This window comes from Vibrio sp. 947 (genome assembly GCF_033339115.1).
GTDB classification, from domain to species: Bacteria; Pseudomonadota; Gammaproteobacteria; order Enterobacterales; family Vibrionaceae; genus Vibrio; species Vibrio alginolyticus.
This window is the reverse complement of sequence record NZ_JAWOTX010000037.1, coordinates 13731-26079: the sequence shown is the minus strand read 5'-3', so window position 1 is coordinate 26079 and position 12349 is coordinate 13731. Positions and strand designations below refer to the sequence as shown.

The following is a 12349-nucleotide window of genomic DNA, read 5'->3' as shown; positions in this document are numbered from 1 at the left end:
CATTCATTCAACACCATTTATTGCATATACGTTGTTAAACGTGTTGATGTCGTATCCAAGGTCGTTTGTTACACCCTTCGACACTTCAATAAAGTCATATGTGGCTGGTAGCCCCCCAAGATAAATCAGATCTCCTTCGTCACTTTCATAAATCGGGAAATACCTCTCTAGATAATTCGATTTAAAAATACTGAATCCAACTACGTTATTACCACGATTGCCAAATTTGTTATGGAATAAGTCAGCTTTCTGCTTAATCTCATCGCAGGATAGTCGAAATTGACGGTAAGTTGAGTATGTTTTGGAATTAGCAGCTTCACAATCTTCCTTCGATGCATAAGTGTAAACCCTGTACCTGTCTATACCTTTATACCCAGTTCTACTGTTTGGCTTTGCTACGACAAGATAGTTTTCATCGGGTTCTTTCCTGTTTTGATGACTTTCATCTATTTTGATTTCATAACAATTTATTAGCACACCAAGAAATATTATTAAGGATACAAGAATTATTTTTTGAGGCTTAGACACTGTTATTTTACCGTTCAATTTTTTTGTCATTGAACACCAACCATTTTGTATGATTCATTGAACATATCTATATTGTAACCAAGACTATTCTTGTCATTTGAAACTTCGATGAAGTCATACGTAGCTGGAATACCACCAAGGTATACTAATTCACCTTTTTCATTTTTATAGACTGGATAGTATCGTTCGACACCAGTTCCCTTAAAAACACTTAACCCAAAAATCCGAGCTTTATCTTTGTTGTATTTATAATGAAAGTCATAAATCCTATTCATTATAGTATCGCAACTAGCATGGAATTGAGTGTAAAAAACACTTCTTGTCTTACCTGTAGATCTGTACTTTTCTTTGTTTACATTAAAGCACTCTGTTTGATCTCTAAATGTGTAAACTCGATAATGATTTGTGTAATTAATATCTGTTTCTTGAGGCGCTATAGGATGCCCCTTATGCAGTAAATCAGTATAACTATTAGAAGTAATCTCGTTGTGGGCAGTTTTTAGATCTGAAGCCATAGAAAGAGCCATTAAAACCATTACTACTATAATAGTTAATACTAAAGTGATTTCTACTAAGCTTACTCTAACACTACTTCCAGAAGAGCTAGGGATATCGATAGCGATCCTGCGTAGTTGCGGCTCTTCCCCATCATGCTTTTTCTTATCTCCAGTTTTTATACCTGTTTTAATTTGCTTCATTATAATTTCCCAATTTATTATATGTTATTGATTTTATATTGATATTTATTTGATAATATTTACAATATATTTACATATAATATTTAACCACGTAGAAATAATAAGAGCAATAAAAACCCCTCGTAGAGGGGTCATAGTTTTACTTTTCCATCATTTTTTTCATATACATGCTATGCAAGAATGGGTGTTTTCCCCATTTGTACTCGTAGGTTGAGTAACCCTTTTCAATAAGATCAGCGCCCAGATCAATCCCGTTACTGCTCAGAGAGCAGATAGGACGACCGTAGTGTCCAAAGTCCCAACATACAAAACTTACTTCTTGTTTTTCCCAGTTCTTCTTCACATAATCAGAAGCGTACTTACCTTCAACGGTATTTTTTGCTTGGTTTCTATGTACTGACTCAGGTGTGTTAATGTTTCCTATTCGAACTTTAAAACTACCATATTTATCATTAAAGTGCTTTTTCTCTTTATTTTTTGTTGCAGCGCCTTTGAGCTGATCGTAAACACCTCGACTGTCGGCTGTTACTATCATTGTATCGCCATCAACTACTCGATAAACGACACCAGTTCCAAATACAGCAGAGTTAGGATCTAGATTTCCTGCAAATGCAGTAGAAGAAATTGATATCAACGCCAAAACAGTTAATTTTTTAATCATTTTATTTATTCCTATTATTTAATCATTAATAATTTTATAATTTTTCGTTGCAACGTTTCAACAATAATCTCCAGATTGTTTAATTATTAATTTCGCGATTAGCAAATAAGCTTTACTTTCTGATTTATCTATGTATAATTATGAAAAAACAAAGAAAAGGTTTAGGATTAAGATGCGTAACGAAATTCAAAAAGAACAAAGAACAATTGGATGGTTACTAACAGCCTGTGCAGTTATTTTCAGCTCAATCTTTTTTTCTCATTTGAGCGCGTCTGTACGTCAAGACCTTCCTTTTGAACAAAGAACACATGTTTATGAGAGCAATAGCTCAAGCTATTCTGCTAATGACTTGCTTCTCGGCAAGCACTTAAAGCCAAGATCTATTACTGAAGAAGAAATCTTACTTGCAGAGAACAAGGTTCTAGCAGAGGAATTTCGCACAGTATCTAAACAAGAGCTGCATAAGTTTCTAAAAGCATCAAGAACTAATCTATCTAAAGGTCAAACTTTGGCAGTAATTAGTAAAAGTTCTTTTTCTTGTGATAAATTCAATGTTGACTCAAACAATCGTTCAAATGGTTTTATCGATGATTATGTAAATCAGTTTCAACGCGAAGCTTGTCGAATTTACAAAAACCGATTCGATGATGAACAAATTCAGTACATCGCTTATAATGCTGCTGAATTGCTACTTTCCTCTAACCTATAAGATGGTCGATAATGATGAAGAACATGATTCCTACTAAGCAACAAATCAAAGGGCTAATCCAATCCGCTTGTATCGATCTTGAGGCTGCAAATACTCATATTCAAGTGGTTGACTCTTTGAACTTTGATGAGCTTAATGAAGATGCTAAGTCATTAAATACCTTGCTTCATATTTTTTTAAACTTACACATTGGTGCTAATAGCCCTTATTCTGAGCAAATTAACTTTGTGTCTGCTGCAATTTCATCAGCTATCTTAGAAAACGATCCTGAAATCGAATTCGAGAAATCTGAAACTATTGAGCAAAAACTAGGAATGCTAGAAGAAGGAACAGTGTTCTGTTGGTGTGATGATGTACTCGTATCTTTAAAACCGAATGATTCCTTCTGCACCGCACGATATGTTAATGGCGAATTGGCTTCTAACAGGTTTTATTGGGGATTTGAGAAAACCCCTGCATACACCATCGGTAAAATGTAGCACCGCACACACTCTAAGCATATGAAATTCTGGTCTTTATGTGTAACATAGAGTCCAGTTTCTTGTTGAGTGTGCAAAATGAAGATTACGGAAGATATAGCTAAGGAATTATGGGCTACCTGGCACAATGAAATTGCTGCCAATCTTACCTATATAAATAAAACCCTCATTACCTCTAAAAGCCCCGCGCATTTTTCTAACTGGTTAAAGAAAAACGGCTCTGACTATAATCATCACTACACTACCATTACAGATAAAACTAAGCATTATGGGAATGTCTTGTTTTCTGTATTAGTCCACGCTGAGAAAGGTAGGATGTATTTCGAAAAAGCATTTTATCCACTTTCAAAAGGCACATTTAAGAGAAGAATATCGATTGATATGGGGATAGAGCTAACAAAGCACTTCGTAGAAAGATTCATTCTTCGCTGGCAAACTCAGACTCTGCAAGAACTAGAAAGAATGATCTTGGCTGAGATAATCATGCCTCACCTTAGGCATGGCGTTAACACAAATCTTGGATTGTTTGACGTTACAACTCAAGCCATTTTTATCACTGAGAATTCACTGATGCATCTAGACATATTGATGGAAGAGAATGTTGTTCGGCATATTACTGTTCTTAGTAATTCTGATCTCTCTAAACGGAAGCAGGATATGGTTGAATACATTCTGAGCACATCTGGTCAAACTGAGATAGCTTTGGCTTGCACAGAGCTTCCTAGAACGACTACTGAGGCAGATAATGTACTTATGAGTACAAAGGCGCGACAAACAGAGCCTATGAACTATATTGATCAGGAGTTCTATGTAGGTAAGGAAAAGAACATGATGTTCAAGATGCTTAAGAATTATGATCCAACCTTCAATTTAACTACTTAAGCACCTTGATTGTTAATTATTCAATGACTGTAACGACAAAAGGGATTGCTTCATAATCCCTTTCGAACTTCAAACTAACTACCTAGTTCCAGCCACTTAATTTAATAGCCGTTTCAAGACACTTTTTGCAGACTGCAAGATCAATTTCCTTGTCATCTCTCAAATCCAGCCCCCAAAATTCTTTATTTGGACTACAAATAATTTGTCCAGATTCTCGTTTTAAGCGACCAATTTTTAGTGGTTTAGTCAAGGCTAAGTGATACTTACCACCAGAACCAACATTCTCATTTGGACTGTATGCGTAATACTTTTCAAAGTCTTCAGGATTTAGCTTGATTACTCGCTCAAGCAAATATTCAACGACCTCTTTGCTAGCAAGAATTAAGGCATATTTCAGATCGTAATCGATTCCTGATGCTCTGGAGTTGTTACATAATTTGGTTTTAACACGGAAGGTTTCAAGCTTGCTCTCTAAAATCTCAAGGATATCTTTAGTGCTTGGTGAGTTCGAAATAAACCCATCAATAATGAGCTTTTCTTCTGAAATGTACTTGCATGACTCTTTTTTAATTTTCGCTTTAGCTTCTTCGGCTTCACGGACTCTAAGTTCTTTTTGGGCTTCTTTCTCTGACTTGAGTTCTGCAACAATATCTTTTTCTAAAGAGACAATCAGAACATCTCCTTGTTTGAAAGTGCTATTTTCGGAAAGGCTAAACTCACTACCGCAAACAAGTACTGTACCGTCATTAAGGACAGTTGCTTCAATGTTGCTCGACATAAGTCGATTAACTAGACCTGGATTTAGATATCGAGACGCGCTATTAAGTTTTTCTTTCATTTCTAACCCTCCGAATTTATTTTTATTATACACCTCTCAGATTAAAAGTAAATAAAGCCAGAACATAATTCTGGCTTTAATGTTTAAAATGATGATTTAAATCGCTCATTAATAACCTTTTCATAATTGTGAAGTTTGGTCTCCCAATCATACCCGCTGGTGATGGATTTTATCTTTTCAAAATCCTCACTTCTCATGCTATGAGGGGCAAGAGTACCTGTTAGACGAGTCCAGAAATAGTGATGGATGTAACCTTGAGCTTTAATACTTAGCTTGTTTCTTTCAAGCTTTTCTAAAGAATCAACTTCTTCCCAAAATTTGACGGGCTGATCGTATATTGTAGTTATTTGCTCCAGAGTAAGTATTACCCCGAACTTATCTGCAATATAATCTCTAACCTTAGAAACACACTTATCTGATTTTTCAATTAGTTTTAATTCTTTCATATTATTATTCCGTTTTTTATTATTAAATTTCACGGAAATTATAACATCTAAGAAAATTTTGCCAAACAAAATTAAATTTCGTTAATGGTAATAAAAAATCGACACCAAAGATGTCGATTAATAAATGAGTTTCTGAGATTCCTATACTCTAATCTTGGCTTGCGATGTTAGAAACCCCAATGGCAAAGAAGGTAAATAACCATACTCATCGCTATTCAGGTTTAACTTAAGCAACAAGATATCTTCTCCTTCTTCCTCTAACCCATGCTTAGTTTCTGATTGGATATCAAAGAGGTCACATGGCATTAAATAAAAGCTTCCCTTCTCAGTTGAAGCACCAGGGCTTAATAGCATATCTCCAAGATACACTAGGTCACATACTTCACATTTGAGACCCGCCTCTTCTTCTAATTCAGCAACTGCAATTGACGAAGGCGTTAAGTCTTTATCAATTCGACCTGCGACAGGTTCAATCACTAATGTGCTTTCTTCATCAATCGCGCCAGCTCGATGCTGTAGAACCGCTAAGAAGTCACCTGATTTTGGATCATATGGTAAAACGAATACTGAGCTGGATTGTCGCACAACTTCGCGTGTTTGAACGATGTGACCGACATCATTAATTTTAGGTGTTTTTAGTGAAAGACTGAAGACACTAAGAAAGCCACCCGAGACTTTATGTTCACTAACTACTTCTGATTTCATAACAAAATTCCTAATATAACCTTAATGCAATTATTGCACTAAGGTGTAGGATATGCAAGCGATTCTGTATAAAATCTTTCTTCAACTATAATTCCTATATGCTATACTCCACCGCGTTTCCAAACTACTCAAAGCACATATGAGCACGTTAACAGAAATTCTAATAAATCACGGATATGCAAAAACAGAATCCGAAGCAAACACCTTGGCACATACACTAAGTAACGAACATCTTAATATGAGCTGCACAAAGCCAATTAAGGCAGCGTTAGAAACTGACTCTGAAACTAAGTTGAGAAAGTTAACAGACAACCATAAAACGCTAGCTTCTATAATGTGCGGATTGATACCAAGAGATCAGTATCCGATACACAGCTTAATGATAAATGGTCATGGCAAAGACCTTGCTAAAACCGATCAGCTATTGTCCTCGATAGGCATCCAGCTTAAACATGACTAACAGAGCCTCTATGAGGCTCATTCTCGATTGCTGCTTTTCTCCCCTTTAAAAGTTTTTATTCATGATAAAAAAACACTTTACTCTCCAACCTTTATTGTTATAATGACGATGAATCAATTAATGAATAAATCTAAAAAGGATACTTAATGTCTTTAGTTAAAATTCTGAATGAAAAAACAAAATCTCTAGGCACTCTAGTTGATAAAGGCAACAGCAACGACACTCATTTTGTACGTTCTTTCCAAGCAGGTGATGTTTACGGAAAGCTTTCTGTGAACGTAAAAGAAGCAGGTGATGCCAAGTTCTTGCTTTTTAAAGGTGAAAATAACCACGAGATCTTCGTAAAAGATGCACCTAACTTTATCAAAGATTTTCCTGATTTTATTTCAGATGATGAAGCTAAAAAGCTAAACAAGATTTTTGTTCCTATCGTTAACCGTCTAACAGGTACGCCTAAGATCGCGAAATTCCTGTAATTCAGTTAATTCGATATAAAGTGCGATAGACCGTCAAAGCATATTGGCGGTCTTTTCATTTTGATTAAATTCATTTACCATTAAAAATAAATGGATTTATTATCATGAATAAAATTCTATTTCTTCTTTCCCTCTCAACGGGTATCGCTTCGGCTGAAGATCACTCATTCATACGACTATACAATGCTGAAACCGTTGTATACGCAGAAGAATATAAGCAGCTATGCATAAGCAAAGTCAAAGAGTTAGATAAGCCCCAATTCATGGCTAAAACTATTCTATCTTACAGGCATTCATTGACTGAACGCTTAATCGAATCAGGCATTTCATGCAGTGTAGATGGGGTTACATATTACTATGATGACTCAGATGGGATACTGATAAAGTCATCTGGAAAAGATTCATTCCTTTTGTTTAATGAAATAAAAGCCAGATAACTGGCTTTTCATTATGTAATCAGATCCATTAAATCATTCCAACCTTGCTGACTTCTATAAGATTCATCAACAGAAAAGGTGCCTGTTTCTTTTTGATTCCAAATCTCATACAGCTCCTTATTCACTGATTTGAAGTTGCTCAAGCCATGAAGTAACAGCGATACTGGATAGGCAATGGTTACAAACAGCTTTGCAGGTAGGTTAGCCAGTCTAATCATAGCGAACACACCAGTATCTTCATTCAGGAAGTATTCATATCTATCACACCACATTATCTTTCTATGAATGAAATTTTCGTTATGAACACTAGGTGCAATTTCAACTTGTTTAAATCCATTCTCTTTAGTGTATTTGAATTTGTAATCCACACATTACCCTTTAAGATTGTTTTGACTCAATTGCATTTTCAATTATGAGTGATAACTGAAGGTTTGATAAAGATCTAACATTGGTTGCCTCATAGTCGTACTCAAAGTCAGGGACGAAATTGTTTGCATCATCCTGGCATTTGAATTCGATCTCTACAATAATAATATCCAAGTTATGAAATAAATCTAACTCATAATTTAATGAACCAACAGAATAAACCTGTCTTACCTTACTAATCTTTGAATTTATTTCTGAGCAGAGAGATTCAATATCCGTTTTTTCATCATCTGATATTTCATACTCAAATTCGAAAAGCTTACCTTCTGAGTCTATTTTAAAAGTGAATATTTTTTTAACTTCTTTTATTTCAACATCCCACTTAAACCTGAATCGGCAAGAAGATCCAGGGAAATCAATAAGATTACCTTCTTCACTTAGTTTCAACTCATTTATTTTTGCAATCTCACCATCGAGAAGTGGAATCATTATTTTGACATCATTAACAGAAACTTCCCAACCATCAACCCCAACAGTCAACCTCTGTTTCTCTTTGTTGACCAAGTAAAATTGAGCAATTTCAAAACTGGCACTTAATTTGTTGGAGTATCTTTTTAGAAACTCATCTGCTTGTTCTTTAGTAAGCCTAAACTTTCTTTCTATTTCTTGATTCATTTTTATAACCAGTCATTTATCTTATTGAGCTTGAATCCACCACGTATGAAATACGTAGACTTAGGCATGGCTTCATTAAACTGAGGGATATACATGATATCTACATTCAAGTAATCAGTGATGTTATAGGTCAGATACGGTAAAGCTACAGGGTCTACTTCTGTAGTAAAGTAGTAATTATTATAATATGGTTTAGAACGATGTATCCATCCTCGCTCCATCACCATCAAAGCTAAATTGTAGTTGATGTTATCGAGAATATAATAACCTGTATCTGGCTTGTACGTGTATATAATTCCACCCTGTTTGTTATCCATATCAAAAGAATCTTTCATATGGAAGTAACCAAGGCTCAAGTTATGTTTTTTGTTTTCCGACTTAAAAAACGTCCACTCTAAACCAATACCATTATGACTTTCATTGTACTCATACTTATCAAATGATTCAGTTACATGTTTTGACCAACCGCCAAATTTTATGTATACATCATCGCTATTTATAAACGATTCCCACTCACTAGCTTGTGCGCAGCTTGCAGTTAGTGCCATACCTGCCAATATGGGCAATATTTTATTTTTCATATTCTTAAATTTATTAGTCAATTAATTTGATATCATTATATGTTCTATATTTAAGTCGTCAAATTTATTTTAACTAATAAAAAATAATGGTATAGTGCTTTTTAATGTATAATAAAAAACGAGAATTTTAATGCCTACCTTTATCTGTGATCGATGCCATTCAATCGAAAATACTGCTACATGCATGTACCACACGCGAAAAAACTTGCAAAAGTACTTTGGAGAGGAATTTGTAAACAATGAGATGATATGCTCAGGATGCACTCCAAAGCACTTCCTAGATGGTAAGCCTAATAAATATGGTGGTTGGCATAATAGATTTCATCGCGAGATTGCTACTAAAGAGTATGTGAAGGAACAAGCTAGTGACAATAGACTTGTCCATAGTAAAGGTCTTGAACAAGTTCGTGATGGAGTTCTGCCAATGATCCGCCTCGCCAATGTACCAAAGGTCGGAGAGATTAAGCGAGTATTCTCAAGCCTAGTCTGATTTTTCGAAGATTATTGTTAAAGAGAGCACACATGACCCGTTCATTCCAGATCATTTCGATTTAGCTCATATGCGAGCTGCGAATTCTGAATTTTAATCATTGATGAGCTGTCTGGATTTTCTTAGATGCAAAAAGCTCACACATGCGCTTTAAATACCTAAAAGATTTATTCTCATCCAATAAAAAGGGAGCTGTTTCAGCCCCCTTTTCTTTTTTAATTGTTAGTTCTTTTTGTTGATAAGCATCAAGAGCTGTGACAATGAACCTTTTGACTTATCTTCCAAGCGCTCACCAAACCTTAGGAGTACGTCATTAATCTTCTCAGATGTAATTTGAGCGTAGTCATTAAATACGGTTTGAGCAGTAACATCAAAGCGCTCTCTGCGGTCTTTAGACTCAACTTCAAAAAGGTCGCTGATCTCCATAACCTTCTTCAAAATCGCTTCTTTATGCTTCTTAGACTTGGAAGAATTACTCAATAATGAATCTAACTCAGCAGCAAGTTTCATCAAGGTTTCTGAAGATTCAGGAATCTCAATCTTATGAGGTTCCTCGATCATCTTCGGCGCTTTCTTTAATTCTAGCGACAGTCCTTCACCAAGGAATCGTGTTAACGTGCCTTTAACCCAGTTGCCACCAAGTGATGATTGAAGCAGTTCCATCATTTGGTATCGAGTCATACTCAAAGTCAAAATATCAGTTTCAGCTTCGTAGTACAGGTCGCCATAACTATCAGTGGAGTAGCTAGAGAACGAACAAGTGAAAGTAAAGTAGTCTTGAACAATTCGAGAATCCCCGAAGAAAAAGTGTGGACTACCAGATGGATTGTTGATTTTTACCATTGCCTGGTTAACACCGCGAAGATTCTTTTTCTGACTGTGTTTATCGAACAATCTGCTAGCTTGAGCAATGTAATCTACGTCTCTGCTTTTCTCTACCAGTCTTAACAGGGACTCAATTTTTTCTGTTCGAGCATTTAACTCGTAGTAACAGGCTAATGGAGAATCAAAGGAAGACGAGTTGTCATCTGCATAAGCGATAGCTTTATGCTCTACAACACTTGAAAGCGAACTACTGATAGAACTAGCAATTTCTGTTCGAACATGATGCGCATTCGTCTCTAACTTTTCTGCAATAATTTCAAAATCAAAAGCATGATCATCAGTGGAATAGCCATATACTGTTCTTGCAAACCATTGCAGTTTCTCTTTATCTTTTTTGTTTAAAAGGCAAGTAGAACTGTTGATACGCTCTGCCTCTTCAAGAGCTTCTTCGATTTCTTTTTTGATATTGCTATGCTTATCATTGAGTCGTTTAAAATACTCACCACTTGCTGTTTGCTTTGGTTCATATTTAGGTAGGGGTACACCATTTAATTCAATGATGTTTGCAGGTTCACCCTTATACTTCTCACGGTCAAAAGTCATATCTGAAAGACCGCGTTCAGAAATTGCGACTCTAAGGATTACATTATCCTCATCAGGAACCCACTTACCATCCTTCCCTTTAGCAAAACATACTGAGATTTCATTAATTGTGTCACTAGGAACATGTGAGCCATACATATACATAGGCTCAACCTTCTTCGGAGTAATCTTCATGAACACAAAAGACTTTGAATAGTCTTTGGCATCAATATCTTTCTGGTATTGACTTAAAGTTTTAGCCTTTTTAATAAGCTCTTTGATGTTTTCTCTGTCGATTTGAGATAGGGATTCCCCATGCTCCACCAGCATACTCTCAAGCAACTCAGGTTTTGCTAACAGCTCCATATTCACTCCAAAATCACATTAAATTTTTAATGATTCTGGCATATGAATGCAACTCCGTCAATTACTTTTGTCTTTATTTATGTATAATTACTAACAATAGAACTTTGCCTTATCTTGGCTCATAAACCATTTTTTTAGCTTGTCTTTTCCATGAGCAATAATTAATTTTTCACAGTGTTCGAATAGCGCAAACCAAACTTCGCAAAAGTAACTTTCTGAATACTCATCGCCCTTGATCATGGCATGATTCATACAACCACCTTTGCAGTAGTTTCGGTATTTGCAATCAATACATTTTGAATTTGACTTAATGCCTCGTTTAGCAAGCTTTCGAACCAGCTTGAAGTCAGCGACTCCCTCAACTGCATTACCAAGCTTATGACGTTTTGTTTCCGCCATATCCATGCAAACATACATATCACCATTTGGTTCAACGCATATCGATTTTGATGAACAACCATAAGCAAAAGGGCAAGAATCTCCTGTACCGCACAGTTTCTCGTCTTCCTCTAAAACCATTCTGAGAATGTGACCAAGAGGTTCTATTGGGGTGTCATAGTTAAGAACCCATTCATCCATTATTTCTATCAGCGCCTTTGCCATTTTATCAAGGGGAGCAATATCAACTGGATTGTTCGCTTCATATGCTGGATAGAGACCAATAGCGTAACCTTCACTTAAAGCTTTTTTTGCCTCCTTTACGGCATTATCCAGACCATTCAAATCGAGTACGTATACCGAACCTGCTGGAATGCTTTTACAAACATCAACTACATTAACTTTAAACCTTTTCCTATAATTCTCTGAAGTCCCTTTAAATCTTCTCTGATCAGTGAAGTGGTCTACTGATGTAGTCATTCTTCCATCAAACTTATTCCATAGTTCCTTTAGCCTCTCTGTATTCCCCACAAAATTACTTTGCGCACCGTCTTTAAAATTGTATCCCGAACCTTCAAAGACCGCCCTGGCGTAATCAATACAGCTTAAAAACATCTGACTAGGAAGGAGCGAAATCTCACCTCCAACATACTCTAAGTCTATGTAGTCTCCCGATTTTGAACCTATTGCAGGTAAGTAAGTATTCACTAAAAAGTCAATCGAACGCTTGAAGTCATCCACGCTCATTCTACTATTTGAATAGTGCG

Annotated in this window: 18 protein-coding genes; 7 read left to right on the top strand and 11 right to left on the bottom strand. The window is 35.9% G+C overall.

The genetic code is table 11. The annotated features are described in order from the left end of the window. Positions 1–3: 3 nt before the first annotated feature. The 3 genes from R7Q39_RS27225 to R7Q39_RS27215 all read right to left on the bottom strand — a co-directional run bounded on the left by R7Q39_RS27225 (position 4) and on the right by R7Q39_RS27215 (position 1887). Positions 4–558, bottom strand: coding sequence for a hypothetical protein (locus tag R7Q39_RS27225; RefSeq protein ID WP_318077092.1), 555 nt, complete (start codon positions 556–558; stop codon positions 4–6). After that, positions 555–1226, bottom strand: coding sequence for a hypothetical protein (locus R7Q39_RS27220; RefSeq protein WP_053317326.1), 672 nt, complete (start codon positions 1224–1226; stop codon positions 555–557). The genes R7Q39_RS27225 and R7Q39_RS27220 overlap by 4 nt, the downstream gene beginning before the upstream one ends. Before the next feature lie 139 nt (positions 1227–1365). After that, entirely contained in the window at positions 1366–1887 is a 522-nt protein-coding gene (locus R7Q39_RS27215) for a thermonuclease family protein (RefSeq protein WP_241620612.1), read from the bottom strand. A 172-nt stretch (positions 1888–2059) separates the two neighbouring features. On the opposite strand from R7Q39_RS27215, the gene R7Q39_RS27210 reads away from it, so the two are divergent. The 3 genes from R7Q39_RS27210 to R7Q39_RS27200 all read left to right on the top strand — a co-directional run bounded on the left by R7Q39_RS27210 (position 2060) and on the right by R7Q39_RS27200 (position 3957). Continuing rightward, on the top strand, positions 2060–2596 hold the full coding sequence (locus R7Q39_RS27210) for a hypothetical protein (protein ID WP_318077091.1): 537 nt from the start codon (positions 2060–2062) through the stop codon (positions 2594–2596). Between the two features lie 11 nt (positions 2597–2607). Next, complete coding sequence (locus tag R7Q39_RS27205) at positions 2608–3075, top strand: hypothetical protein (RefSeq protein WP_318077090.1); 468 nt, start codon at positions 2608–2610, stop codon at positions 3073–3075. Between the two features lie 78 nt (positions 3076–3153). After that, positions 3154–3957 (top strand): hypothetical protein, encoded by an 804-nt coding sequence (locus R7Q39_RS27200; protein WP_045594274.1) that lies wholly within the window; start codon positions 3154–3156, stop codon positions 3955–3957. 82 nt (positions 3958–4039) lie between these two features. Here the strand turns inward: R7Q39_RS27200 and R7Q39_RS27195 are convergent, their stop codons facing one another. From R7Q39_RS27195 to R7Q39_RS27185, 3 genes are all read right to left on the bottom strand, one after another. Further along, complete coding sequence (locus R7Q39_RS27195) at positions 4040–4795, bottom strand: hypothetical protein (RefSeq protein ID WP_318077089.1); 756 nt, start codon at positions 4793–4795, stop codon at positions 4040–4042. Between the two features lie 83 nt (positions 4796–4878). Then, positions 4879–5241, bottom strand: a complete 363-nt coding sequence (locus tag R7Q39_RS27190; protein ID WP_045594272.1) for a hypothetical protein — start codon at positions 5239–5241, stop codon at positions 4879–4881. 141 nt (positions 5242–5382) lie between these two features. Beyond that, complete coding sequence (locus tag R7Q39_RS27185) at positions 5383–5946, bottom strand: NUDIX hydrolase (protein WP_318077088.1); 564 nt, start codon at positions 5944–5946, stop codon at positions 5383–5385. 139 nt (positions 5947–6085) lie between these two features. Between R7Q39_RS27185 and R7Q39_RS27180 the strand changes: the two genes are divergently transcribed. The 3 genes from R7Q39_RS27180 (at position 6086) to R7Q39_RS27170 (ending at position 7319) form a co-directional block, all read left to right on the top strand. Further along, on the top strand, positions 6086–6406 hold the full coding sequence (locus R7Q39_RS27180) for a hypothetical protein (RefSeq protein ID WP_318077087.1): 321 nt from the start codon (positions 6086–6088) through the stop codon (positions 6404–6406). Between the two features lie 146 nt (positions 6407–6552). Continuing rightward, complete coding sequence (locus tag R7Q39_RS27175) at positions 6553–6882, top strand: hypothetical protein (RefSeq protein ID WP_318077086.1); 330 nt, start codon at positions 6553–6555, stop codon at positions 6880–6882. Positions 6883–6986: 104 nt separating this feature from the next. Continuing rightward, positions 6987–7319, top strand: a complete 333-nt coding sequence (locus R7Q39_RS27170; protein WP_116921439.1) for a hypothetical protein — start codon at positions 6987–6989, stop codon at positions 7317–7319. Positions 7320–7330: 11 nt separating this feature from the next. On the opposite strand, the gene R7Q39_RS27165 is transcribed toward R7Q39_RS27170, so the two are convergent. The 3 genes from R7Q39_RS27165 to R7Q39_RS27155 form a co-directional block, all read right to left on the bottom strand. After that, on the bottom strand, positions 7331–7591 hold the full coding sequence (locus R7Q39_RS27165; RefSeq protein WP_318077085.1) for a hypothetical protein: 261 nt from the start codon (positions 7589–7591) through the stop codon (positions 7331–7333). 106 nt (positions 7592–7697) lie between these two features. Beyond that, the gene (locus R7Q39_RS27160; protein WP_318077084.1) at positions 7698–8360 is read right to left on the bottom strand and encodes a hypothetical protein; all 663 of its coding nucleotides are present in this window, start codon (positions 8358–8360) and stop codon (positions 7698–7700) included. 2 nt (positions 8361–8362) lie between these two features. After that, on the bottom strand, positions 8363–8941 hold the full coding sequence (locus R7Q39_RS27155; RefSeq protein ID WP_318077083.1) for a hypothetical protein: 579 nt from the start codon (positions 8939–8941) through the stop codon (positions 8363–8365). A 130-nt stretch (positions 8942–9071) separates the two neighbouring features. On the opposite strand from R7Q39_RS27155, the gene R7Q39_RS27150 reads away from it, so the two are divergent. After that, positions 9072–9431, top strand: coding sequence for a hypothetical protein (locus R7Q39_RS27150; protein ID WP_258667326.1), 360 nt, complete (start codon positions 9072–9074; stop codon positions 9429–9431). A 222-nt stretch (positions 9432–9653) separates the two neighbouring features. On the opposite strand, the gene R7Q39_RS27145 is transcribed toward R7Q39_RS27150, so the two are convergent. Then, on the bottom strand, positions 9654–11204 hold the full coding sequence (locus R7Q39_RS27145; RefSeq protein ID WP_318077082.1) for a hypothetical protein: 1551 nt from the start codon (positions 11202–11204) through the stop codon (positions 9654–9656). Positions 11205–11294: 90 nt separating this feature from the next. Next, the gene (locus tag R7Q39_RS27140; protein ID WP_318077081.1) at positions 11295–12329 is read right to left on the bottom strand and encodes an SPASM domain-containing protein; all 1035 of its coding nucleotides are present in this window, start codon (positions 12327–12329) and stop codon (positions 11295–11297) included. Positions 12330–12349 lie beyond the last annotated feature (20 nt).

Bases quoted from the DNA above. Each gene is read 5' to 3' on its own strand.
- R7Q39_RS27225 (WP_318077092.1), bottom strand. From the start codon at position 558: ATGACAAAAAAATTGAACGGTAAAATAACAGTGTCTAAGCCTCAAAAA.
- R7Q39_RS27220 (WP_053317326.1), bottom strand. From the start codon at position 1,226: ATGAAGCAAATTAAAACAGGTATAAAAACTGGAGATAAGAAAAAGCAT.
- R7Q39_RS27215 (WP_241620612.1), bottom strand. From the start codon at position 1,887: ATGATTAAAAAATTAACTGTTTTGGCGTTGATATCAATTTCTTCTACT.
- R7Q39_RS27210 (WP_318077091.1), top strand. From the start codon at position 2,060: ATGCGTAACGAAATTCAAAAAGAACAAAGAACAATTGGATGGTTACTA.
- R7Q39_RS27205 (WP_318077090.1), top strand. From the start codon at position 2,608: ATGATGAAGAACATGATTCCTACTAAGCAACAAATCAAAGGGCTAATC.
- R7Q39_RS27200 (WP_045594274.1), top strand. From the start codon at position 3,154: ATGAAGATTACGGAAGATATAGCTAAGGAATTATGGGCTACCTGGCAC.
- R7Q39_RS27195 (WP_318077089.1), bottom strand. From the start codon at position 4,795: ATGAAAGAAAAACTTAATAGCGCGTCTCGATATCTAAATCCAGGTCTA.
- R7Q39_RS27190 (WP_045594272.1), bottom strand. From the start codon at position 5,241: ATGAAAGAATTAAAACTAATTGAAAAATCAGATAAGTGTGTTTCTAAG.
- R7Q39_RS27185 (WP_318077088.1), bottom strand. From the start codon at position 5,946: ATGAAATCAGAAGTAGTTAGTGAACATAAAGTCTCGGGTGGCTTTCTT.
- R7Q39_RS27180 (WP_318077087.1), top strand. From the start codon at position 6,086: ATGAGCACGTTAACAGAAATTCTAATAAATCACGGATATGCAAAAACA.
- R7Q39_RS27175 (WP_318077086.1), top strand. From the start codon at position 6,553: ATGTCTTTAGTTAAAATTCTGAATGAAAAAACAAAATCTCTAGGCACT.
- R7Q39_RS27170 (WP_116921439.1), top strand. From the start codon at position 6,987: ATGAATAAAATTCTATTTCTTCTTTCCCTCTCAACGGGTATCGCTTCG.
- R7Q39_RS27165 (WP_318077085.1), bottom strand. From the start codon at position 7,591: ATGTGGTGTGATAGATATGAATACTTCCTGAATGAAGATACTGGTGTG.
- R7Q39_RS27160 (WP_318077084.1), bottom strand. From the start codon at position 8,360: ATGAATCAAGAAATAGAAAGAAAGTTTAGGCTTACTAAAGAACAAGCA.
- R7Q39_RS27155 (WP_318077083.1), bottom strand. From the start codon at position 8,941: ATGAAAAATAAAATATTGCCCATATTGGCAGGTATGGCACTAACTGCA.
- R7Q39_RS27150 (WP_258667326.1), top strand. From the start codon at position 9,072: ATGCCTACCTTTATCTGTGATCGATGCCATTCAATCGAAAATACTGCT.
- R7Q39_RS27145 (WP_318077082.1), bottom strand. From the start codon at position 11,204: ATGGAGCTGTTAGCAAAACCTGAGTTGCTTGAGAGTATGCTGGTGGAG.
- R7Q39_RS27140 (WP_318077081.1), bottom strand. From the start codon at position 12,329: ATGAGCGTGGATGACTTCAAGCGTTCGATTGACTTTTTAGTGAATACT.